The sequence below is a fragment of the Paenibacillus sp. 1SOY10 genome (assembly GCF_056836745.1).
The window spans coordinates 894,869-916,045 of record NZ_JBXENK010000002.1; the positions used below are offsets into that span (position 1 = coordinate 894,869).

Sequence of the window (21,177 nt, forward strand, 5' to 3'; positions counted from 1 at the left end):
AAGCACGAACTGGCTGAACGTCAGTAAGGACGGCGCAACTATTAATGAAGGGGATGACGTTTCTATGAAAGTCAAAAAATTACTGGCATCACTCACAATCTCTTGCTTATTCATCGGGTTGCTCTCGGCGTGTAATTCCTCCACTACGGGAGGAGGCGCATCGTCAGGTTCGGGAGACGGGAATCTAACGGTCATCAAGATTGCCTCGCAATCACCATTGTCCGGGGGCTCTGCGATTCAAGGGGAATCGATCAAGCTTGGCGGCCAGATGGCACTTGAGGAGCGGCAGGATGAATTTAAGGAACTCGGGTTCGATTTGCAATTTGTACCTTATGATGATCAAGGGGATCAGAAGAAAGGGGTAGCCAATTCTGAGTTGATTGGTGCCGATCAGGCAGTTCTTGCTGTGCTGGGCCATCTGAATTCGGGCGTATCTATCCCAAGTTCGGTCGTGTATGAAAAATACAATATCCCGATGGTATCTCCGGCAAGTACGGCAACGGACTTTACGGACCGTAAGCTCAAGATTGCTAACCGGATTGTAGCTCGTGACGACTTCCAGGGACCTGCGGGCGCTGAATATGCGGTCAATACGGTAGGAGCTAGCAACATTTTTGTTATTCAGGACAAAACGGCTTATGGACAAGGGCTGGCTGAGGCCTTCAGAAGCGCCGCCGAAGAGCTTGGCGCCACGATCTCGGGATATGAAGGGATTACGATTGGGGAGAAGGATTTCAACGGTGTATTGAACCAGGTACTTAGTAAGAAACCGGACTTCATCTTCTTTGGCGGAATGTATGCTGAAGCGGGCTTAATCGTCAAGCAGGCTCGGGAGAAAGGAATAAAAGTACCTATTATGGGCGGGGATGCTCTGGATTCCTCGGGGATGATAGACATTGCAGGAGACAAGGTGCTGGATGTAGCTTACAGCTCTGTATCTACAGATATTACAAAATCGAATCAGGCATGGGCAGATAAGTATAAGGAGAAATTTGGTAAAACAGTGGAGAACTATTCTGCTTATGGCTATGATTCTATGAATATTATTCTGGATGGCGTGAAGAAAGCGATTGAAGAGGGGGAGGGGAAATTACCTTCTCGTGAAATGGTTCGCGATACAATTCGGGCGACGAGTGATTTTGACGGTATTGCTACCAAAGTCAGCTTCGATGATAAGGGCGACAATGAATTTGCCAAAGTGTTCATCTACAAATTTCAAACGGCAACTTACCCCGGCACCTTAGTGTCGGAAATTGAACAGCCCAAATAATCACAGCAGCGGATTTTAAAGTAGAAGGGGTACGGACTTTATGGATATCATCCTGCAAACACTCCCCCAGGTTTTGGTGGACGGCTTGACGCTGGGCGCTGTCTATGCCGTCGTAGCTATCGGTTATACGATGGTGTATGGCATTCTTGAATTTATCAACTTTGCACATGGGGAAATCTTCATGACGGGTGCTTTCGTAGGGACGGCTGTGCTGCTGACCATGAGCTCGGCAGGCGTGCTTGGCGGACTACCAAATGGGGTAGCTTACTTTCTCATATTGGTCACGGCGATGCTGTTCACGGGTGTGCTTGGTATTGGAATCGAGCGGGTGGCTTATCGGCCACTCCGCAAGGCTCCAAAGCTGATTTCGTTAATTTCTGCTATTGGGGTCTCCTTCTTGCTTCAGGATATCGTGCGTTTTATTGCGGATATTCGCACAGGGAACTTTGTCGTTACCGGCATTTCGTTATACGGGGGTAACGTGAAGCTCGGAATCTCTTCGTGGTGGGGTGGATTTGACGACGCCTTCCTGAAGACGAATACGATCATTGTTGTAGTGGTGGCAGTAGCGCTTATGATCGGCCTTGATTTCTTTGTCAATAAGACGAAGTGGGGCACAGCGATGCGGGCAGTGGCCCAAGATCGGGAAACGGCTTCCTTGATGTCGATCAACGTGAACAAAATGATAGCTTTAACCTTCTTTATCGGTTCTGCCTTGGGGGGCGGAACCGGGGTGTTATTCGCTCAGCAGTACGGAACAATTGATCCTTATATCGGCTTCATTTTAGGGATGAAGGCCTTTACCGCAGCGGTGCTTGGGGGTATCGGGAATATCCGCGGGGCTATGTTTGGTGGCTTGTTCATCGGTGTACTGGAAATGTTCTCTTCAGCGAATTTGTCTATTATTACGGGAGGCGTGCTCGGTGGAGAATATAAAGATGTGGTGGCATTTCTGATACTAATCGCGGTATTGATCTTCAAGCCGGAAGGTTTATTCGGCAAGGCCGTGAAAGAGAAAGTGTAGGTGGGTGCCTTGAATCAATTTACGCAATGGATACAACGCCGTCAAGGTGCACAGGCTTCCTTATTCGCGTTATTCGTGCTCGTTACTGCGGCTGGTGTTTATTTCTCAGATAAATCGGTGCTTTCTTTCCTGTTGCTGCTGGGCTCATTGCTCTTATTGCACTATACGACGTTCCCGGCCAGAATCAAGTGGTCCGTCGGTGCCCTGTTGCTGCTAATCATTATTCCGTTTGCGACCTCAGGGGGGCCCGCACACCAGTCGTATATGGAGGTAGCTACACAGTGCGGTATTTATATTGCTATGGCATTAGGACTTAATATCGTTGTTGGCTTTGCCGGACTGCTGGATCTTGGATTTGTAGCGTTTTTCGCAGTTGGAGCTTACACCTATGCTATCTTTGCTACACCGCAAGCAAATCAATTTATTGCCGGAGATCTGTTTCCGTTATCAGGTGGGGCATTCTGGATTTTCCTCCTGCTGGGTGGATTTATGGCGGCTTTGTTTGGGCTTCTGCTGGGGCTTCCCGTATTGCGCGTCAAGGGCGACTATCTGGCAATCGTCACCCTTGGCTTCGGGGAGATTATTCGGATTATATTCAACAATTTGGATCGGCCGGTGAACATTACAGGTGGGGCGATGGGGTTATCTTCGATTCAGGCACCCAATTTGTTTGGCTTTCAGTTTGCTTTTCCCAATCAATATTATTTTATAGTTATCGGTATTTTGGCGATTGTTATATTTAGTGTTCGGCGGTTGGAGCATTCCCGGCTGGGCAGAGCGTGGAAGGCAATTCGGGAGAATGAGATCGCCGCTCAGTCCATGGGCATCCCGCTTATTCGTACCAAGCTATCAGCCTTTGCGATCGGTGCTTCCTTCTCTGGCGTGATGGGTGTCGTGTTTGCAGCCAAGCAAACATTCATTGACCCAACGAGCTTTACGCTACTGGAGTCCATTACTATCTTGGTCATGGTGCTGCTGGGCGGCATGGGGAGTGTACCTGGCGTCATACTTGGGGCTGCGCTGATTACAATCCTGAATCTGCAGGTGCTTACCGAGGTGACGAACTGGTTGAATCAACTGACCCTGCAAGGGGTCATTCATATTCCCAATTCACTGTCCCCGTCGAAAATGCAGCGTTTGATCTTTGGATTGGTGCTGGTTCTAATCGCTATATTCAGGCCCAACGGGCTGATAGCCGCCAAGAATAAGCAGGTGGATCCCGCACGGCTGAAGGCTGCGAATGATTTGTCCGGGACACTGGCGGCTCATCCCCCGGCGAAGACGCAAAGCGGAGGTGCGGCGAAATGACAATTCTGAAGGTCAGTGGGCTAGTCAAGCGCTTTGGCGGCTTGACCGCGGTGGGGGGCGTGGATTTTTCCTTTCCACGTGGGAAGATATCGGCGGTTATTGGGCCCAACGGAGCGGGAAAGACGACTTTTTTTAACATGATTACAGGCATCTATACGCCAGATGAGGGACTAATCAAAATGGACGGGAACTCGATTGTTGGCGTTAAGCCACATCAGATTACCGGACGCGGAATTGCCCGGACCTTCCAGAATATCCGCTTGTTCAGCAGTATGACGGTGCTAGAGAATGTGATGGTTGGCATGCATATCCATTTGAAATCCGGAATTTTGGGCACTTTATTGTCTTTGCCAGCGTTCCGTCATGAGGAGGATGAGGTGCACCGGCAGGCCTACCATTTGCTAGAGTTTGTAGGTCTGGAAGATTTGCTGAACGAGCAGGCGGCCAATCTCCCTTATGGCGCGCAACGGAGGCTGGAAATCGCCAGGGCGCTGGCGGCAAGACCGAAGGTTCTGCTGCTGGATGAACCCGCAGCGGGGATGAATCCACGAGAGACGGTGGAGTTGATTGAGCTCATACGAAGAATTCAGGAAGAGACCGGGATGACGGTGATCCTGATCGAGCATGATATGAAGCTGGTCATGGAGCTCTCCGAACGGATTCTGGTGCTCGATTACGGAGTGAAGATCGCTGAGGGTGAGCCGCATGAGATACGCTCACATCCCAAGGTAATTGAAGCTTACCTGGGTACGAGTGCAGTTGAAGAGTCGGCGGTGAAGGAGGGAGGGATATCATGAGCTTGCTGGAATTACGAGAGGTCCACGCTTACTACGGAGCGATCGAGGCGTTAAAGGGTGTGTCGCTAACGGTCAATGAGGGGGAGATCGTATCGCTTATCGGGTCAAATGGGGCGGGGAAGTCGACGACGCTTAAGGCGATTTGTGGCCAGGTGAGCACCCGTGGCAAAGTTTGGTTTGGCGGGACAGATATGACCACGTTATCACCGCACCGGGCGGCGTTGGAGGGGATTGCCCATGTACCTGAAGGTCGCCGTATCTTCCCCAGACTCACGGTCAAGGAGAACCTGGAGATGGGGGCTTTCTCCGTCAAAGACAAGAAGCTGATCAGGCGACGCATGGACACGGTCTTTGATCACTTTCCGCGGTTGAAGGAACGCTTGACGCAAATGGGAGGAACGATGAGCGGCGGGGAACAGCAAATGCTGGCCATCGGTCGGGCCATGATGCTGGGCCCGAAAATTCTGCTTCTGGATGAGCCGTCTATGGGGCTGGCGCCTATTATCGTGGAGCAGATATTTGCCATCATCGGGCAGTTGAATCGGGAAGGCATGACCGTGCTGCTTGTAGAGCAAAATGCGTATCAGGCGTTGCAGATCGCTCACCGGGGTTATGTCATGCAGACCGGGGAGATCATCATGGAGGATGAAGCTGCGGTATTACTTGCCAACGAAGAAGTGAAAGAAGCCTATCTGGCTTGACCAGATGGGCTTTTCTCATGTTTAGGGGAAGTGACTAATTAGCCGCAAACAGGTGGTTCGGTTCAAATACCGATTGCGAAAGCTGTGAATAACGGTGCATCTTGCGATAGACTTCCAGTGAGCCGCTGTATTCCAGCTTAAGAGAAGTACAGGTGGAGAAGTCGGCGGGGGTGGTAAGTCCGGCTGATTTGTTCAGCAGCTTGACTCCGCCTTCCTGAAATACCTGGCTGACGAATTGAGAACAAAAATAAGACCGATCTCCCCCCATCTCCATGTTAAGGATAATGCCGAGAATACCCAGAAAATTATAATTATACAGCTCTCCATGGGCTTCAATCTGCTGCACAAAACTCCGCATATGAAGATAAGTGTCCGCGCTGACAGTCCGGCTGTACACCGCACAACTGGCCTTTTCAAATACCCCGCAGCGTACGTCCTCCTTGACGAAACCACCGTAAATCGGTATCAGCGGGTGCTTGCGTCCAAAGCTATACACCTCGCGAAGCTCGTGATCAAAGGAAATCGAGGCATGATTAAAGGGAGCTTTCGTGTATAAGCCAATCATTTTGGCTACAATCGTATTCGGATTGCTTAGCAATATGTAGATCTTCATTGTATTGTTCATGATTCAACCACCGTTATATATGATAATAACTGTTATACCTATGCGTCTTGCGATATGAATATCGTACTAGTTTTTAACTGATTCAAAAACGGACCGAAGACGGAATTTATACTGGACTAAGGTCTTGTACACGCTGCGGCGACATAACAGGAATTTGTATCATGAAGGAAGATGAAAATCCGTCTTTTTCCAATTTTTTTATCGAGCCTTTGTCCTGGAAATATGTTAAAATGTGACAAGAAACGAGAAGTGGGGGAAATCAGCCGAGGAGGAGCAAGCATCATGAAACAATGGGGCAAAAAAATTGGGCTGGCCGGCTTATTATTGTCCGTTCTGGCCGTATCAACTATTATAACAGACGGGGGCGGCTGGGGTGCGGAAGCAGCCCATGCAGCAACGCAAACTAAGGCTGAAACTAATAAATCGAAAGCTCTGGCGATAGCATACGCGCAAATTCAGACGCAAAATGCGTCTAGAGTAGTCGCGCTTATAAATAAAGAGCGGATGGCCGTTGGCCTGAAGCCGCTTATGGTTCATACTAACTTAACAAAAATGGCCAAAACCAAGGCGATTGATATGTATAATAATCGTTACTTCAGCCATACCTCACCGAAGTACGGGTCTCCTTTCGAAATGATGGATTCCTTTGGTATTACGTATAAATATGCTGGTGAGAATCTGGGCAAGGGACAACGCTCCGCCGAAGAGGTGGTCAAGGACTGGATGAATAGTCCCGACCATCAGGAGAATATCCTGAATCCGGATTTCAAGCTTATTGGTGTCGGTTATTACAACGGTCATTGGGTTCAGGAATTTATCGGGAAATAAATAACTTAAATTTGAAACCTCCTGACGGTTGCAGCGTAAACATAAACATAATCTGAATTTCTATACCGGGAGGAATAAAACAATGTCTATATTCAAAAGATTACGTGATTTGACCATGTCCAATATTAATGCCTTGATCGACAAAGCTGAAGATCCTATTAAATTGACGGATCAATATATTCGGGACATGCAGGAGGATTTGGAGGACGCCGAGAAAGCGGTAGCCGCGCAAATTGCCATTGAGAAGAGATTCAAAGGTCTGTATGAAGAACAGGAAGCCTTGGTCGAACGTCGCACGCAGCAGGCTCATCAAGCGGCCCAAGCTCAGAACGTCGAACTGGCTCGTCGGGCCTTGGAAGAGAAGAAAGCAGCGGAAGCCAAGATGGCTGAATACAAAGCCAGCTATGATCAAAATAAAGCATCCGCAGACAATCTTCGTCTGAAGCTCGATGAAATGCGCAAGCAACTGACCGAGATGAAAAATAAGCGCGAAACGTTGGTAGCTCGTTATAATGCGGCCAAAGCGCAAAATGAAATCAACAAGGCAATGAACGGATTTGGTTCCGATTCGGCAGCAGGTGGCATGAAGCGCATGGAAGAGAAAATGCTGCAAATGGAAGCTCAGGCGGAAGCCAGCAATGAAGTGAGCTCCAAGGGTAGATCTCTGGATGATGAATTTGAAACCTTAAGCAAGGATGCTGCGGTAGAAGCCGAGTTGGCCGAATTGATGAAGCAATATGAGGACAAAAAATAAGGGACCTATGGCGAAGTGAGGCTTGACCGGATATGAGCGTGTTGAAGAGAATAAGCAATCTGTTCGCGAAGCCAACTCCACCAGTTGCGGAGAAGAGCATGCTGGACCTGGGCCCGGGGGACATCTGCGAGGTGTCCCTTGTCTCTTATGAGGTGACCGGAAGGGTAGGTAACCGCGGGCGCAATGCGGTGGTGCTAACCTTGCAAGACGGTAGCCATATCAGCTACCTGCTTATAGAGGAACGAGAGTCCTTGCAGTATCAGTTGTATCACCCGATTGACGGGCGGCTTGATGATCCTAGTCAGGTGCCTGCGCAAATGGAGCTGGATGGAACGCAATATTACCTGGAAGAAGAATATGGCGGCCATGTTGCGGTGGTAGGCAAGACACCTTTTATGCAAGGTGGGGAGCAGCATGTCTGGCAATACCAGTCCGACGATGGACATTTGATGCGTATTGAGTGGCAGCATGGGCGTTTTATGCTCTATGAGGGCGCAAAGATCATTCCGGCGGATGTTAAGGTGATTCGTGGCAACTAATAGCGGATAGACAAAAGCGCGGGAAACGGGACGGCAGGTCTCGTTTCTCGCGCTTCTTCATGCTGCGGATGTGCTATGGATCTAAAAAACCTCCTCACGCTACAAAAGAGCCGAGGAGATTCGGTATATGGGTTATGTAGGGGTCGAACCTACGACCTGCCGATTAAGAGTCGGCTGCTCTACCAGCTAAGCTAATAACCCATAATTGTTAATGTTCTTTTTTGGGAACAGGAATTATTATATCTCGGCTGATTTTAAAAAGCTAGTCTTTTTTTTGAGAAATTTGCATCTGGAAACGAGAAGTTTTATGTTATTTACATAAGTTGGAGAGTTTATTTAAATATGATGACGAAACAGGGGGAAGATTGACATGAAGTCGGCATCCCGGATATGGAGGTTGGCGGGGACTGTATCCGCCCTGTCTACCCTGTTATTGTTAGGTGGGTTTATTTATGCAGTCACTGATATCATCAGTCCCTCGGCAGCCAAAGGAAGCTTGAACATTCCTTCGGCATTAGAGGAGCATGAAGCCCAGGCGGGAGCCTGGGATATAACGGTGATTGGAGATTCGCTAGCTAAAGGTACCGGTGACGATACAGGTAAGGGATTTGCGCGCCGCAGCGTGGAGTTGATTCAGGAGCAAGGCCATGAGTCCAAGCTGATTAATAACCTGGGTATTAATGGGCTGGATACAGAGAGGCTGCTACCCATGCTGGATGATCCTGGCGTGAGACATGCGCTTCAGCAGGCAGGAATCATCGTCTTGTCGATTGGAGGCAACGATCTGTTTGATGGTACGGAGCGCATGGCATCGGGTGAACATATGCCTACCGCGGAAGAGATTGAGGAAGCGGTCTCTATCCATTCGAAGCACTTTCGCCAGATTGTGGCGGAGTTGAAGGAGATTAACACGCAAGCTTTGCTGGTGTATGTCGGGTTGTATAATCCGTTTAGCGATTTGGAGGGAATCAAGGAGACGGGGAATGATGCCGTAGCCCGCTGGAATCGGATGGCGCAAGAGACTTTAAACGAATATGAAGGTACACTCATTGTGCCTACCTATGATTTATTTACACTAGGCCCGGCACGTTATTTGGCCAGTGATCATTTTCACCCTAACGCAGACGGATACCAAGCTATTGCCCAGCGGATGGTTCAGGGCTTGGCCCGTGAATAGAGCAGATGAATCAACAGATCAGACAGTCAGACAGGACAAGGAGGGAGATTGCAGTGCCGGAGACAACCCCCGTGCTGGTAGTTCAGGGTTTGAAGAAGAAAATCGGCCGCAAGTGGATTGTACATAAGGTTGACTTTATAGTAAATGCGGGCGAGATCTTTGGATTTCTGGGACCCAACGGTGCCGGGAAAACAACGACAATCCGTATGCTTGTTAATTTGGTGCGCCCGACGGCGGGCAAGGTAGTTATTTGCGGTCATGATATCCGGCAGGAGCCGGAGCAAGCCTTAAGCTGCGTAGGTTCGATTGTAGAGAACCCGGAGGTATATCCTTACTTGACGGGACGGGAGAACCTGGAGCATTTCGCCCGCATGACGCCGGGCATTCCGGACGGACGGATTGCCGAGGTAGTGCGTACGGTAGGGCTGGAAGGGCGGATTGACGATAAGGTCAAGACTTACTCCCTCGGTATGCGGCAGCGTCTTGGTATTGCCCAAGCGTTGCTTGGCCGCCCGAAGCTGCTGATTCTGGATGAGCCAACCAATGGGCTTGATCCCAAAGGCATTAAGGAGATGCGCAGCTTTATTCGGCGTTTGGCGGAGGAGGGCATGGCGGTATTTGTGTCCAGTCATTTACTAAGCGAAATTCAATTGCTCTGTGACCGCGTAGCCATCATTGGTCGTGGACGGCTTCTCACCGTGGGTGGCGTTCAGGAATTAATGGCAGGCAGTTCAAACGTTGTGGTGTGGGAATTGGAGCCGCGAGACCGTGGTGAAGCACTGCTTCGGTCTGTGCCGGAGGTGCGTATTGTAGATGAAGTGGACCGGCTGCTCGACGATTCTGTCGTGGCGGGTATTCGCGGTGAAGCCCTCGTGACCCAGATGCCCTTCGAGCAGGTGGGGGAGCTTATCCCTCGTCTGGTGCAGGAGGGTGTCCGGGTGGGAGCGGTTCAGAAGGTAAATCCGACGCTGGAGCAACTGTTCCTGGAGATGACGGAAGGTGAGAGCATTGAATAACATTCTTCCTTTAGTAAAAAATGAAACGATCAAGATGATTAAGAAGAAGCGATTCTATGTCATTTTGCTGGTGCTGATCGTGCTTGTGCCAATGTTTACCTATGCCCAGCTTCGGCAGGCGGAGGACAAGCGGGAGAAATTCGGTACCGACTGGCGGCGCGAGGTCCAGCAGGCTATTACAGATAATCAGAATTCGCTGGGTAGTGACCGGGTACCAGAGGAATGGAAGAAGTATCGCCGGATCTATATTCAACAGATGAAATACTATCTGGAGCATGATGTCAATCCACGTGAACCTGGTGGAGTTTCGTTTACCCGGGAATTTTTGGACAATGCGGCGACTTTGTTTATCCCGTTGCTGATTATGGGGATAGCTTCGGATATCGTGTCCTCGGAGCGAACGAGTGGAACGATCAAGATGTTATTGACCCGGCCGATCAGGCGATGGAAGGTTCTGCTCAGCAAGCTGATTACACTACAGATGTTCGTCTCACTGACCATCATCGCAACCTGTGTGATCTGCTACCTGATCTCCGGCTTGTTCTTCGGTTACAGTGGGCTCAGCTTGCCGGTGTTCACCGGGTTCCAACTGCAAGGAGCCGAGGTTGATATTTCGGGAGTCCACGCGGTGCCCCAATGGCTGTATATCATTATGCAGGCCGGGTTGATCTGGTTTGTTAGCGTGGTTGTGGCTTGTCTGGCATTCATGGTCTCTGTGCTTGTGCGGAGCACCTCGGCCAGCATCGTCATTATGATGGCGGCGTTAATTGCAGGTAATATCCTGACAAATATGGCGGCTTCGTGGACGAGTGCCAAATATTTATTTATGGTCAATCTCGGGCTTACGCACTATCTGGCGGGAACTCCGGCCCCGATCGAGGGCATGACGCTGGGATTTTCACTGATTGTACTGACGGTATGGGGGGGGTGTTCACTACTCGTTTCATTCCTTGTCTTTACGAAACAAGACATCTTGAATTAAAATGGACAAAGGCACCAAAACATCTGTTTGCATTTTTTTGATTGTGATTTACCAAAAGACTACATAAAAGAGGTAAAAGGGGGAGCATGAATGGCCGAACAAATCGATTTGTTCGAGGACGTACCCGGCACACGTTCCGGCAGCTCGTCTTCGGGTTACGACGCGGACGACATTCAAGTGCTCGAAGGGCTTGTCGCGGTACGCAAGCGGCCAGGGATGTACATTGGCAGTACGAGCTCGTCGGGACTACATCATCTGGTATGGGAGATCGTGGATAATGCTGTCGACGAGCACTTGGCAAGATACTGCTCCAAAATCGACATCTCGCTCAATAAGGACGGATCGGTCACCGTGATCGACAACGGCCGGGGGATTCCAACGGGGATGCATAAGACGGGCATCCCGACGCCTCAGGTGGTTTATACGATATTGCATGCCGGCGGCAAGTTTGGCGGATCGGGTTATAAGAAATCCGGCGGTCTGCATGGCGTAGGCGCTTCGGTAACCAACGCCTTGTCTGAATGGCTCGAAGTTCAAATCTATCGGGACGGCAAGATCCACCGGATGCGCTTCGAATATTGGGTTGACGATCAGGGCCGTGAGCATGTGGGGGAACCGGTGACGGGACTTGAAGTCATCGGCAATACTAACCGAACGGGCACCAAGGTGACTTTCAAGCCGGATGCTCGCGTGTTCACCAGTGGAATTGGACTTAATTATGATACACTCGCGGAACGTTTACAGGAGATTGCTTTTCTGAATTCGGGCCTGAAGGTGACCTTGAAGGATGAGCGCTCCGACCGTTCTGACGAGTTTTTTTACGAGGGCGGAGCCAGCCAGTTCGTCGAGTTCCTGAACGACGGCAAGGACGTGCTGCACGAGGTCGTACATTTCTACGCCGAGCGGGAGGATATCGAAGTCGAAGTAGCGCTCCAATATAATGCGGGTTACACGGAGACGCTCGCCTCTTTCGTTAACTCTATTCCGACACGGGGTGGGGGGACACACGAGACGGGCTTCAAGACGGCTTACACTAGAGCCATGAACGATTATGCCCGTAAGAACAGCATGATCAAGGAAAAGGACAAGAACCTGGAAGGTAATGACTTGCGCGAAGGAATGATGGCGGTCATCAGCGTGAAGATGTCTGAGGTGGAATTCGTCGGCCAGACCAAGGATCAACTCGGCAGCGCCTCGGCACGTAGTGCAGTGGAATCGGTTGTCGGGGAGAAGATGGCGATCTTCCTTGAGGAGAATCCGCAGGTGGCGCAGACGCTGATCAAGAAAGCGGTACAAGCTTCCAAGGCTCGTGAAGCAGCTCGTAAAGCCCGCGATGAAATGCGTACCGGGAAGAAGCGGAGCGAGAGTTCCAATCTTGGCGGCAAGCTGACGCCAGCACAATCGAAGGATTATACGCGTACCGAGTTGTTCATCGTCGAAGGGGATTCGGCGGGAGGCTCGGCCAAGCAAGGACGGGATTCCAAGATTCAAGCGATCCTGCCCCTCAAGGGCAAGCCGATGAATCCGGAGAAGGCCAAACTGGCTGACATCCTGAAGAATGATGAGTATCGGGCAATTATTGCTGCTATTGGTGCGGGCATTGGGCCAGAATTCGCAGTGGAGGACAGCAGTTACTCCAAAATTATCATCATGACCGATGCGGACACAGACGGAGCGCATATTCAGGTGCTGCTATTAACGTTCTTCTATCGTTATATGAAGCCGTTAATTGACGCCGGGAAGGTATATATCGCCCAGCCGCCTCTGTACAAGATTGGCCGCCGTTCCGGCAAGCTGGAGACTGTGCGGTATGCCTGGACAGATGAGCAGTTGCAGAACTATCTGAAGGAGTTTGGCAAGAACTTTGAGCTTCAGCGCTACAAGGGGCTCGGAGAGATGAATCCCGAGCAGTTGTGGGAGACGACGATGAACCCGGAGACACGGACGATGTTGCAGGTACAGATCGAAGATGCCGCCAAGGCTGAACGCCGTGTGTCTACGCTGATGGGAGATAAGGTTGATCCGCGCAAGCGCTGGATTGTGGAGAACGTGGATTTCACGGAGTTTGAGGAATAGAAGGTGAATTGATGTGAGCATGCTGGAAAACTTTTTGCCGGCGTTTCTGGAAGAGGTGGTCGGTGACCGCTTCGGCCGGTATTCCAAGTATATTATTCAGGACCGGGCCATTCCCGATGTACGTGACGGGCTAAAGCCGGTGCAACGGCGGATTCTATATGCCATGTACGACTCCGGCAATACGCCGGACAAGCCATACCGCAAATCGGCCAAGACCGTAGGGGACGTCATGGGGAACTACCATCCCCATGGTGACTCCTCCATCTATGAGGGCATGGTCCGCATGGCACAGCCATGGAAGATGGGGCATGTGCTGGTCGATGGTCATGGCAACTGGGGCTCGCAGGATGATGACCCGGCTGCTGCTATGCGTTATACGGAAGCACGGTTGTCACCTATTGCGATGGAACTGTTGCGCGATATCGAGAAGCGAACTGTTCCGTTCAAGGACAATTTCGATAACACGGCGAAGGAGCCGGTAGTATTGCCGTCGCGTTATCCCAATCTGCTAGTGAACGGGGTCAGCGGAATCTCGGCCGGCTTTGCGACGGAAATTCCGCCGCATAACCTGCGTGAGGTCATCGATGCCTGTATTGCGTTGATGGAGAAGCCGGAGATGACACTTCAGGAGATCCGACTGTTCATCAAAGGACCGGATTTCCCGACCGGAGGCATCATCATGGGCGAGGAAGGCATCCAGGAGGCTTACTCTACCGGGAAAGGGCGCATCTATGTACGCTCCAAGACGGAGATTGAGACGCTTCGCGGAGGCAAGCAGCAGATTGTCGTCACGGAGATCCCGTTCCAGGTGGTGAAATCCCGGCTGGTGACGGCCATGGAAAACATTCGTCTGGAGAAAAAGGTGGACGGCATTGCCGAGGTTCGGGATGAGAGCGGACGGAATGGACTACGTATTGTCGTTGAGCTCAAGAAGGATGCGGATGCCCAAGGAATTTTGGCTTACTTACTAAAGAAGACCGATCTTCAGGTGACGTACAATTTCAACATGGTGGCTATCGTGAACAAGGCACCGCGCCAGCTTGGTCTCAAGCCTATGCTGGATGCCTACATTGCTCACCAGCGGGAAATCGTCACCTTCCGGACGCAATATGAGCTGGAGAAGCTGGAGGATCGGGCTCATGTCCTGGAAGGGCTGGTCAAGGCCCTCAATATTCTGGATGAAGTCATTGATGCCATCAAAGCCTCCAAGAACCGTCAGGATGCGCAGAATAATCTGCAATGGATGTTTGGCTTCACCGAGCGGCAGGCCGATGCCATCTTGACGTTGCAGTTATACCGTTTGACCAACTTGGAAATTGTGACTCTGCAAAAAGAGCTGGATGAAATCCAGAAGAAAATCACAGTTCTGCGCGGCATTTTGGAGAGTGACAAGAAGTTGATCGCTCTGATTAAGAAAGAGCTGCTGGAAATCCGTGAGAAATACGGGATTGACCGCCGTTCGCTGATTCAGGACGAAGTAGAAGAACTTAAGGTCAATCTGGAAGTGCTGGTTGCTCAGGAGGATGTGCTGGTTACGATTTCCCGTGAGGGGTACATCAAGCGCACAGGGATGTTGTCCTTCACCCGCTCCGGTGGGGAACGGGACGGCTCGGGAGTGAAGGAAGGCGACTACATCAAGCATTTGTTTGAAGTGGATACGTTGCAGAATTTGCTCATTTTCACCCAGCGTGGACAGTATTTCCTCTTGCCGGTGCATCAAATTCCGGAGTTCAAGTGGAAGGATAACGGCACGGCTATCGTTAACGTCATCCCGCTTGCCAAGGAAGACCGTATCGTCAGCATCATTGCCCTCAAGAGCTTCGAGGAAGCGCAAAGTCTGGTCTTCGTGACGAAGCGTGGACAGGTTAAGCGCACGGAACTGAAGGAGTACGAGACCAAGCGCACCGGAGCCGTAGCAGCTTGCAAGGTGGGGGCGGAAGATGAAGTGCTTAGCGTATCTTCTAGTGAGAACAAGCAGGACATTTTGCTGTTGACCAAGCAGGGGATGACGATTCGTTTTGCGGAGAATGAGGTCAATCCGATGGGCCGGGTATCCGCCGGGGTACGTGGTATTAACCTGAAGGATGAGGATGAGGTCGTGTCCGCCTTGTGGGTCGAGGGCGAGGAGGGCGAAATTCTCGTGCTGTCCGATCTCGGCTACGGCAAACGCAGCTTGCTGCTGGATTATACGTTGCAGAGCCGTGGAGGCAAGGGACTTCAGACGTTTGAATTCAAGGAAGGCAAGCGAGTGAAGCCGAATGGCAGCCGCTTGGTTGGCGGAATTCATTGCAAGGAGCCTATCACACTTGAGGTCGTGACCCGTGAAGGGTACACCCATAACTTCAGTACCGAATCAGCACCGCTGGCTGAGCGGAAATCCATTGGCAAGGTGCTGGTGCCTGTAGACAAAAACGATGAGATCGTCGACCTCATCGTCAAAGAATAGCCTGATTAAAGTTAGAGGATGTCCCGAAAATCATCGTAGATGACCAAGGGATATCCTCTTCATTTTGTCCAACAAAAAGAAACAGATCGTATATATTGACAAAGCTAAAAACTTCATCTATAATAACAATTAACAAAATGTTAAATGTTAAAAGTTTTTGGTGGAAAGGATGTTACCCACGTGTCCAATGAACAGGCATTGCAGCAATATGATGTAAAAAAGTATAGAACACCAGACGGTTATACTTCAGATATTGCGGTATTTACCATTGTGTCATCACATCAGGAATTTAAGCCTCCGGTGATGGATCTGAAGTTGATGCTCATTCAGCGTAGTATGACGGATAGTGAAGGTAGACCCAATATGGAAGCAGGAAAATGGGCTTTGCCAGGGGGATTTGTTAACCCTGATGAAACGGCATATGAATCTGCTAGGCGTGAGTTGATGGAGGAGACTGGGGTTAAGGATATTCACCTCAAGCATTATGGGGTATATGACACTCCGGGACGTGACCCAAGAGGTTGGATCATTTCCAACGCACATTATGCGATTGTGCCAGAACATCAGCTACAGGAGCGTAAGGCCAATGATGATGCCATTGAAGTCGAATTGTTCTCGGTTAAAGATGTGCTACAGCTAGACCTTGCTTTTGATCATAGAATTATCATTGAAGACGCCATTTCAGTAATTACACGTGAGCTACTAGAGACAACGGTAGCACAATCTTTTCTACCAGAACAATTTACGTATTCGGAATTGCAGGCGGTACTGCTTACGGTGAGTGACGATTCAGCCATTACTCTGGATGCAGCGTTTGCGAGAAAAATTAAATCCTTACCTTTCATTGAAGAGGTTAAAGGAGAGAAAACAACAAGAACCTCTAAGAAGCCAACACAACTGTATCGGTTTGTGGATGTACCGGTCAACCACTCGATTTATCATAACAAACGGTAGTAAAATCAATTTTATATAAACAGGGTTGAGGAGGAAGCATTATGAATACAAACATGGAGAACAACACGGGGAAAAGGCACGGTTTGATCAATATCGATTATACGAATGACTTTGTAGCTACGGATGGGGCGTTAACTTGTGGAGAGCCGGGGCAAGCGATTGAAAATACGATTGTAGCCGTTACTAGGCAGTTCATCGAACGTGGGGATTATGTTGTATTTGCCATTGATTTGCATAAGCAGGGGGATGAATTGCATCCGGAAACTAAGCTATTTCCTCCTCACAACCTTGCAGGTACAAGTGGACGTCATTTATATGGTGAACTACAGACCGTGTACGATGGTAATCGTGATAACGAAAATGTATATTGGATGGATAAGACGAGATACAGTGCGTTTGCAGGGACGGATTTAGAGTTAAGACTACGTGAACGTAAAATTGAAGTATTGCATTTAGTGGGGGTGTGTAGTGATATTTGTGTATTGCATACCGCTGTAGATGCTTATAATAAAGGCTTTGAGATTGTAATTCATGAAGGAGCGATTGCAAGCTTTGACGCAGAGGGCCACGCCTGGGCATTACGTCATTTCAAAGGTTCATTAGGTGCCGAGATAAGATAAGTTATTCCTCAACACGATGATTACCAACACGACAAGATGAAGAAGGAGCAACCCGAGATGAATATGACAGAAGTTAAACTGCCACAAAGTCCTTATACCGACGATAGCTTGGCACTTCATACGGATCGTTATCAGATTAACATGGTGGAAGCTTATTTTAGAGACGGAATTCATAATCGTAAGGCGATATTTGAAGTGTATTTTCGCAAAATGCCGTTCCAAAATGGCTACGCTATTTTTGCAGGACTAGAACGTGTGATTCGATACTTGCATGATTTTAAATTTAGTGACAGTGATCTTGCTTATTTAAGAGAAGAGGGCTATGCCGAAGATTATCTTGCCTACTTAAAGGAGTTAAGATTTACCGGTAATTTATATGGCATGCGTGAAGGGGAGCTTGTGTTTGCCAATATACCGATTCTACGAGTTGAAGCCCCTTTGGCCGAGGCCCAGCTCATTGAAACGGCGGTACTGAATATTGTAAATTACCAGACGCTAATCGCTACGAAGGCATCGCGTATCAAGCAAGTGATTGGTGATGGAATCAGCATGGAATTCGGGACTAGACGTGCACAGGAAATGGATGCGGCGATCTGGGGGACACGAGCAGCTTATATCGGAGGCTTCAATGGAACGTCGAATGTAAGGGCAGGGAAGCTATTTCATATTCCGGTTTCAGGCACACATGCACATGCTTTTGTGCAGGCTTATCAGGATGAATATACAGCATTCCGTAAATACGGAGAGGTTCACCAGGATTGTGTCTTTCTCGTGGATACGTATGATACATTAAAGTCTGGTGTGCCTAATGCGATTAAAGTAGCCGGGGAGCTAGGTGATAATATCAACTTCCGCGGGATTCGCTTGGACAGTGGTGACCTTGCGTATTTGTCGAAGGAAGCACGTAAAATGCTAGATGCAGCAGGCTATACGGACGCTAAAATCTATGCCTCCAATGATCTTGACGAGTATACGATTATGAACCTCAAGGCACAAGGCGCTAAAATTGATGTGTGGGGTGTGGGAACGAAGCTCATTACAGCTTATGATCAGCCTGCGCTTGGTGCGGTATATAAATTGATTGCGATTGAAAATGAGGCTGGTACCATGGTGGATACGATTAAAATAAGCGCTAATCCTGAAAAAATATCGACACCTGGCATCAAAAAGGTATACCGTATTATTAACCGAGCTAGTGGTAAATCCGAAGGTGATTATGTGGCACTGGCGAGTGAGAAACCGCAAGCCGAGCAGAAGCTGAAAATGTTCCACCCTGTGCATACGTACATTGCAAAATTCGTAACGAACTTTGAAGCACAGGAGCTGCATCAGCTTATTTTTGCACAAGGAAAGCTAGTGTATGCTCTTCCTACGCTCGCTGACATACAAGCATTTGCCAGCAATAATCTTGAAGTGTTATGGGAGGAATACAAGCGGATGTTAAATCCTGCGGAATATCCTGTGAACTTGAGTCAGCAGTGCTGGGATAATAAGATGAAATTGATTGAAGCGGTACGAGAAAAGGTGAATGGGAGCCTGGAGGCTTAGGAGAGGTGTCGTCAATCATGGGTAAGATCGGGATTTATGGTTCGTCATTTGATCCAATCACGAATGTACATTTATGGACAGCAAGCACGATTGCTCATCGTTGCAAGCTAGATCAGGTGATCTTCTTACCATGCTCTAGCAAGCGGACGGATAAAACGATTACGATCTCCGATGAACATCGGTGGAATATGATTGAACTTGCCATCCGTGGAAATGATAAGTTTACTAGCAATCGCTATGAAATGGATTTACCAGCTTGGGAAATTGCCACTTATTTAACTTTAAAGCACTTTAAAAGCGTGTATCCCGATGATGAAATTTACTTTATTATGGGTGCCGATCTGCTGCTGGATATTGGCGAAGGAAAATGGAAAAAATCCGAAGAACTGATTCAGGAGAATAAATTTATAGTTATGGCTCGAGAGGGAATTAGCATGTTAGCGGCCATCAGTAAGTCTCCGATTTTGCGTAATGCGGACGATGGACATACGTTTCATCTGATTGATAAAGGCCTCGCGATGGAGATTAGCTCTACGTATATCCGGGAAGAATTTCACCGTGGAGGAGAGCCAAGATATTTATTGCCTGAGTCTTGTTATCAGTATATTAAACAGCATGAGCTGTACTAAATAGCTGACTAAGATAAATGAGGTATAGAAAGGATGGATAGAGATGAGTTTACAAGCAGAAATCATACGTAGTTTGCAGGTTAAGCCTGTCATTGATGCAGAGGTAGAGATTAAAGAGCGTGTACAATTTTTGAAAGATTATCTAAAATCCTCAGGCGCTAAAGGACTAGTGTTAGGCATTAGTGGCGGACAGGACTCTTCCCTGGCAGGAAGATTGGCTCAGTTAGCGGTGGAAGGTTTGCGTGCGGAAGGAGTTGACGCTACCTTCTACGCGGTACGCTTGCCTTATGGATCTCAGCATGATGAGGACGATGCACAAGCAGCACTGGCATTTATCAAGCCGGATAAGTCACTTGTGTTCAACATTCAGGATAGTGTAGATGCCGTGGCTAGTAGCTACAAGGAGACCGCGTCTGCGCCGTTAGCAGACTATCACAAGGGAAATGTGAAGGCAAGAATGCGGATGATTGCGCAATATGCAATCGCTGGAGAGCATGGAAGTCTTGTTGTCGGAACAGACCATGCAGCAGAAGCCATTACGGGATTTTTCACGAAGTACGGGGATGGCGGAGCAGACGTACTCCCATTGACCGGGCTTACGAAAGGGCAAGGTCGTGAGTTGTTGCAAGCATTAGGAGCAGAAGAGCGTATTTATCTTAAAGTACCTACGGCTGATCTGCTCGATAACAAGCCACAGCAAGCGGATGAGACTGAGCTTGGCTTATCCTATGATGTATTGGATCTATATTTAACAGGGCAAGAGGTTGCTCCTGAAGCAAAGGCTAATATTGAGCGACGCTATCAGGTAACGGCACACAAACGTGAGCTTCCAGCTTCCCCCTTTGATGCCTGGTGGAAAAAGTAACAAACAGATCTGCTTGAGGATGTTTCCATATTTACTTTGGGAGCATCCTTTTTTATGCAGTCAGATGTTCTATAAATGCTTGCAGGGCGAAGTCCAGGGAGGTACTCTTGCGGTACACCAGACCTACCTTCTTCCGTGGCGTGGGCTCACTGAGGGGAACAACAGCCACGCCACTTCCCAGATGGGTGCCAATTAAGGTCCGGGCGTAGGAGCTTGGCAGTACGGTTCCTCCAGCTTGCTGGCGAACCATATGCACCTGAGATTCCATGGTGGACAGCTCCATGATTGGCTTCAAGACGATCTCCTGTTCAGCGCAGGATGCATCAAACAACTGGCGAACATAAAATTTAGGCGGGAACAGCACCAGCGGTAGCTCAGCTAATTGGCCAACAGGTACCTCTGCCATGCGGGCAAACGGATGACGGTCGGAGACCACCAGTACCAGCTCTTCGTCGTACAGAGGCTGGGTCACGATTTGTTCATCCTGTAAAGGGAGGAACACCACGCCTAGATCAAGCTGATTATTCATCAGACCATTGTACGTTTCCTCAGTTGCCAGCTCCAGTACGGTTAACCCGATTCCAGGATATTGTCGATGGAAGGAAATCAGCTTGCTCTCCAGTAAATGATTACCCGAGCAGCCGATCCGCAGATGTCCTTGCTGCAAACCGCTTAGTAGCTTGATTTGTCGCTTGGCCTGTTCAAGCTCATAGACGGCTCGCCGGGCATGTTCCAGCAGAATTTCCCCGGCCTGGGTCAAATAATTCTTCTTGCCAGTACGTTGGAACAAGGGAGTACCAAGCTCTTGCTCAAGTAGCCGAATTTGATGGCTTAATGTGGGTTGGGTAATGCCCAGCCGCTCAGCAGCCCGAGTGAAATGCAATTCTTCGGCAACCGCGATGAAATACTCTAGCAAGCGATGCTCCAATACGCCAGCTCCCTTCACTAACGATAGATTTTATCAATGATTATAATTGAAATTATATTATTGATCAATGAATGGAGAATCGTTATAGTT

At 49.1% G+C, this 21,177-nt stretch carries 20 protein-coding genes and 1 tRNA gene; 18 read left to right on the forward strand and 3 right to left on the reverse strand.

The features are described from left to right. Positions 1-64 precede the first annotated feature (64 nt). Genes AC1VOR_RS10070 through AC1VOR_RS10090 form a run of 5 tightly spaced genes read left to right on the forward strand, consistent with a single transcriptional unit; the run spans position 65 to position 5,100 of the window. The gene (locus AC1VOR_RS10070; RefSeq protein WP_482617478.1) at positions 65-1,270 is read left to right on the forward strand and encodes a branched-chain amino acid ABC transporter substrate-binding protein; all 1,206 of its coding nucleotides are present in this window, start codon (positions 65-67) and stop codon (positions 1,268-1,270) included. Positions 1,271-1,310: 40 nt separating this feature from the next. Beyond that, complete coding sequence (locus AC1VOR_RS10075) at positions 1,311-2,294, forward strand: branched-chain amino acid ABC transporter permease (protein WP_482617479.1); 984 nt, start codon at positions 1,311-1,313, stop codon at positions 2,292-2,294. Continuing rightward, the gene (locus AC1VOR_RS10080; protein ID WP_482617480.1) at positions 2,295-3,602 is read left to right on the forward strand and encodes a branched-chain amino acid ABC transporter permease; all 1,308 of its coding nucleotides are present in this window, start codon (positions 2,295-2,297) and stop codon (positions 3,600-3,602) included. After that, entirely contained in the window at positions 3,599-4,399 is an 801-nt protein-coding gene (locus AC1VOR_RS10085; RefSeq protein ID WP_482617481.1) for an ABC transporter ATP-binding protein, read from the forward strand. The genes AC1VOR_RS10080 and AC1VOR_RS10085 overlap by 4 nt, the downstream gene beginning before the upstream one ends. Continuing rightward, positions 4,396-5,100: an ABC transporter ATP-binding protein gene (locus AC1VOR_RS10090; protein ID WP_482617482.1), complete on the forward strand. Its 705-nt coding sequence runs from the start codon at positions 4,396-4,398 to the stop codon at positions 5,098-5,100. Before AC1VOR_RS10085 ends, AC1VOR_RS10090 begins: the two co-directional genes overlap by 4 nt. Positions 5,101-5,134: 34 nt before the next feature. On the opposite strand, the gene AC1VOR_RS10095 is transcribed toward AC1VOR_RS10090, so the two are convergent. Next, positions 5,135-5,725: a hypothetical protein gene (locus AC1VOR_RS10095; RefSeq protein WP_482617483.1), complete on the reverse strand. Its 591-nt coding sequence runs from the start codon at positions 5,723-5,725 to the stop codon at positions 5,135-5,137. Positions 5,726-6,007: 282 nt separating this feature from the next. On the opposite strand from AC1VOR_RS10095, the gene AC1VOR_RS10100 reads away from it, so the two are divergent. From AC1VOR_RS10100 to AC1VOR_RS10110, 3 genes are all read left to right on the forward strand, one after another. Beyond that, positions 6,008-6,553 (forward strand): CAP domain-containing protein, encoded by a 546-nt coding sequence (locus tag AC1VOR_RS10100; protein ID WP_482617484.1) that lies wholly within the window; start codon positions 6,008-6,010, stop codon positions 6,551-6,553. 82 nt (positions 6,554-6,635) lie between these two features. Then, positions 6,636-7,307: a PspA/IM30 family protein gene (locus tag AC1VOR_RS10105; protein ID WP_482617485.1), complete on the forward strand. Its 672-nt coding sequence runs from the start codon at positions 6,636-6,638 to the stop codon at positions 7,305-7,307. 32 nt (positions 7,308-7,339) lie between these two features. Beyond that, positions 7,340-7,846 (forward strand): DUF4178 domain-containing protein, encoded by a 507-nt coding sequence (locus tag AC1VOR_RS10110; protein WP_482617486.1) that lies wholly within the window; start codon positions 7,340-7,342, stop codon positions 7,844-7,846. Positions 7,847-7,974: 128 nt separating this feature from the next. Here the strand turns inward: AC1VOR_RS10110 and AC1VOR_RS10115 are convergent. Then, positions 7,975-8,047 (reverse strand) — tRNA-Lys (locus AC1VOR_RS10115). Positions 8,048-8,216: 169 nt separating this feature from the next. Here AC1VOR_RS10115 and AC1VOR_RS10120 point away from each other — a divergent pair. The 10 genes from AC1VOR_RS10120 (at position 8,217) to nadE (ending at position 20,159) form a co-directional block, all read left to right on the forward strand. Then, entirely contained in the window at positions 8,217-9,023 is an 807-nt protein-coding gene (locus AC1VOR_RS10120) for a GDSL-type esterase/lipase family protein (RefSeq protein ID WP_482617487.1), read from the forward strand. A gap of 53 nt (positions 9,024-9,076) precedes the next feature. Then, complete coding sequence (locus AC1VOR_RS10125) at positions 9,077-10,039, forward strand: ABC transporter ATP-binding protein (RefSeq protein ID WP_482617488.1); 963 nt, start codon at positions 9,077-9,079, stop codon at positions 10,037-10,039. Next, entirely contained in the window at positions 10,032-11,021 is a 990-nt protein-coding gene (locus AC1VOR_RS10130; RefSeq protein WP_482617704.1) for an ABC transporter permease, read from the forward strand. The genes AC1VOR_RS10125 and AC1VOR_RS10130 overlap by 8 nt, the downstream gene beginning before the upstream one ends. Before the next feature lie 90 nt (positions 11,022-11,111). Further along, positions 11,112-13,097 (forward strand): DNA topoisomerase IV subunit B, encoded by a 1,986-nt coding sequence (parE, locus tag AC1VOR_RS10135; RefSeq protein ID WP_482617489.1) that lies wholly within the window; start codon positions 11,112-11,114, stop codon positions 13,095-13,097. Between the two features lie 13 nt (positions 13,098-13,110). After that, positions 13,111-15,543 (forward strand): DNA gyrase subunit A, encoded by a 2,433-nt coding sequence (gene gyrA / locus AC1VOR_RS10140; RefSeq protein WP_482617490.1) that lies wholly within the window; start codon positions 13,111-13,113, stop codon positions 15,541-15,543. A gap of 180 nt (positions 15,544-15,723) precedes the next feature. Next, positions 15,724-16,497 carry an NUDIX hydrolase gene (locus AC1VOR_RS10145; protein WP_482617491.1) on the forward strand — a complete coding sequence of 258 codons (774 nt, stop codon included), beginning with the start codon at positions 15,724-15,726 and terminating at the stop codon, positions 16,495-16,497. 41 nt (positions 16,498-16,538) lie between these two features. Continuing rightward, entirely contained in the window at positions 16,539-17,117 is a 579-nt protein-coding gene (locus AC1VOR_RS10150; protein ID WP_482617492.1) for a cysteine hydrolase family protein, read from the forward strand. A gap of 57 nt (positions 17,118-17,174) precedes the next feature. Next, on the forward strand, positions 17,175-18,665 hold the full coding sequence (locus AC1VOR_RS10155; protein WP_482617493.1) for a nicotinate phosphoribosyltransferase: 1,491 nt from the start codon (positions 17,175-17,177) through the stop codon (positions 18,663-18,665). Positions 18,666-18,682: 17 nt separating this feature from the next. Further along, positions 18,683-19,294: a nicotinate (nicotinamide) nucleotide adenylyltransferase gene (gene nadD, locus AC1VOR_RS10160; protein WP_482617706.1), complete on the forward strand. Its 612-nt coding sequence runs from the start codon at positions 18,683-18,685 to the stop codon at positions 19,292-19,294. Between the two features lie 43 nt (positions 19,295-19,337). After that, complete coding sequence (nadE, locus tag AC1VOR_RS10165) at positions 19,338-20,159, forward strand: ammonia-dependent NAD(+) synthetase (protein ID WP_482617494.1); 822 nt, start codon at positions 19,338-19,340, stop codon at positions 20,157-20,159. A 52-nt stretch (positions 20,160-20,211) separates the two neighbouring features. Here the strand turns inward: nadE and AC1VOR_RS10170 are convergent, their stop codons facing one another. Beyond that, positions 20,212-21,087 carry a LysR substrate-binding domain-containing protein gene (locus tag AC1VOR_RS10170; protein ID WP_482617495.1) on the reverse strand — a complete coding sequence of 292 codons (876 nt, stop codon included), beginning with the start codon at positions 21,085-21,087 and terminating at the stop codon, positions 20,212-20,214. Positions 21,088-21,177: the final 90 nt, after the last annotated feature.

Coding starts and splice junctions, on each gene's coding strand:
- AC1VOR_RS10070 (WP_482617478.1), top strand. CDS start 65: ATGAAAGTCAAAAAATTACTGGCATCACTCACAATCTCTTGCTTATTC.
- AC1VOR_RS10075 (WP_482617479.1), top strand. CDS start 1,311: ATGGATATCATCCTGCAAACACTCCCCCAGGTTTTGGTGGACGGCTTG.
- AC1VOR_RS10085 (WP_482617481.1), top strand. CDS start 3,599: ATGACAATTCTGAAGGTCAGTGGGCTAGTCAAGCGCTTTGGCGGCTTG.
- AC1VOR_RS10090 (WP_482617482.1), top strand. CDS start 4,396: ATGAGCTTGCTGGAATTACGAGAGGTCCACGCTTACTACGGAGCGATC.
- AC1VOR_RS10095 (WP_482617483.1), bottom strand. CDS start 5,725: ATGAACAATACAATGAAGATCTACATATTGCTAAGCAATCCGAATACG.
- AC1VOR_RS10100 (WP_482617484.1), top strand. CDS start 6,008: ATGAAACAATGGGGCAAAAAAATTGGGCTGGCCGGCTTATTATTGTCC.
- AC1VOR_RS10105 (WP_482617485.1), top strand. CDS start 6,636: ATGTCTATATTCAAAAGATTACGTGATTTGACCATGTCCAATATTAAT.
- AC1VOR_RS10110 (WP_482617486.1), top strand. CDS start 7,340: ATGAGCGTGTTGAAGAGAATAAGCAATCTGTTCGCGAAGCCAACTCCA.
- AC1VOR_RS10120 (WP_482617487.1), top strand. CDS start 8,217: ATGAAGTCGGCATCCCGGATATGGAGGTTGGCGGGGACTGTATCCGCC.
- parE (WP_482617489.1), top strand. CDS start 11,112: ATGGCCGAACAAATCGATTTGTTCGAGGACGTACCCGGCACACGTTCC.
- AC1VOR_RS10150 (WP_482617492.1), top strand. CDS start 16,539: ATGAATACAAACATGGAGAACAACACGGGGAAAAGGCACGGTTTGATC.
- AC1VOR_RS10155 (WP_482617493.1), top strand. CDS start 17,175: ATGAATATGACAGAAGTTAAACTGCCACAAAGTCCTTATACCGACGAT.
- nadD (WP_482617706.1), top strand. CDS start 18,683: ATGGGTAAGATCGGGATTTATGGTTCGTCATTTGATCCAATCACGAAT.
- nadE (WP_482617494.1), top strand. CDS start 19,338: ATGAGTTTACAAGCAGAAATCATACGTAGTTTGCAGGTTAAGCCTGTC.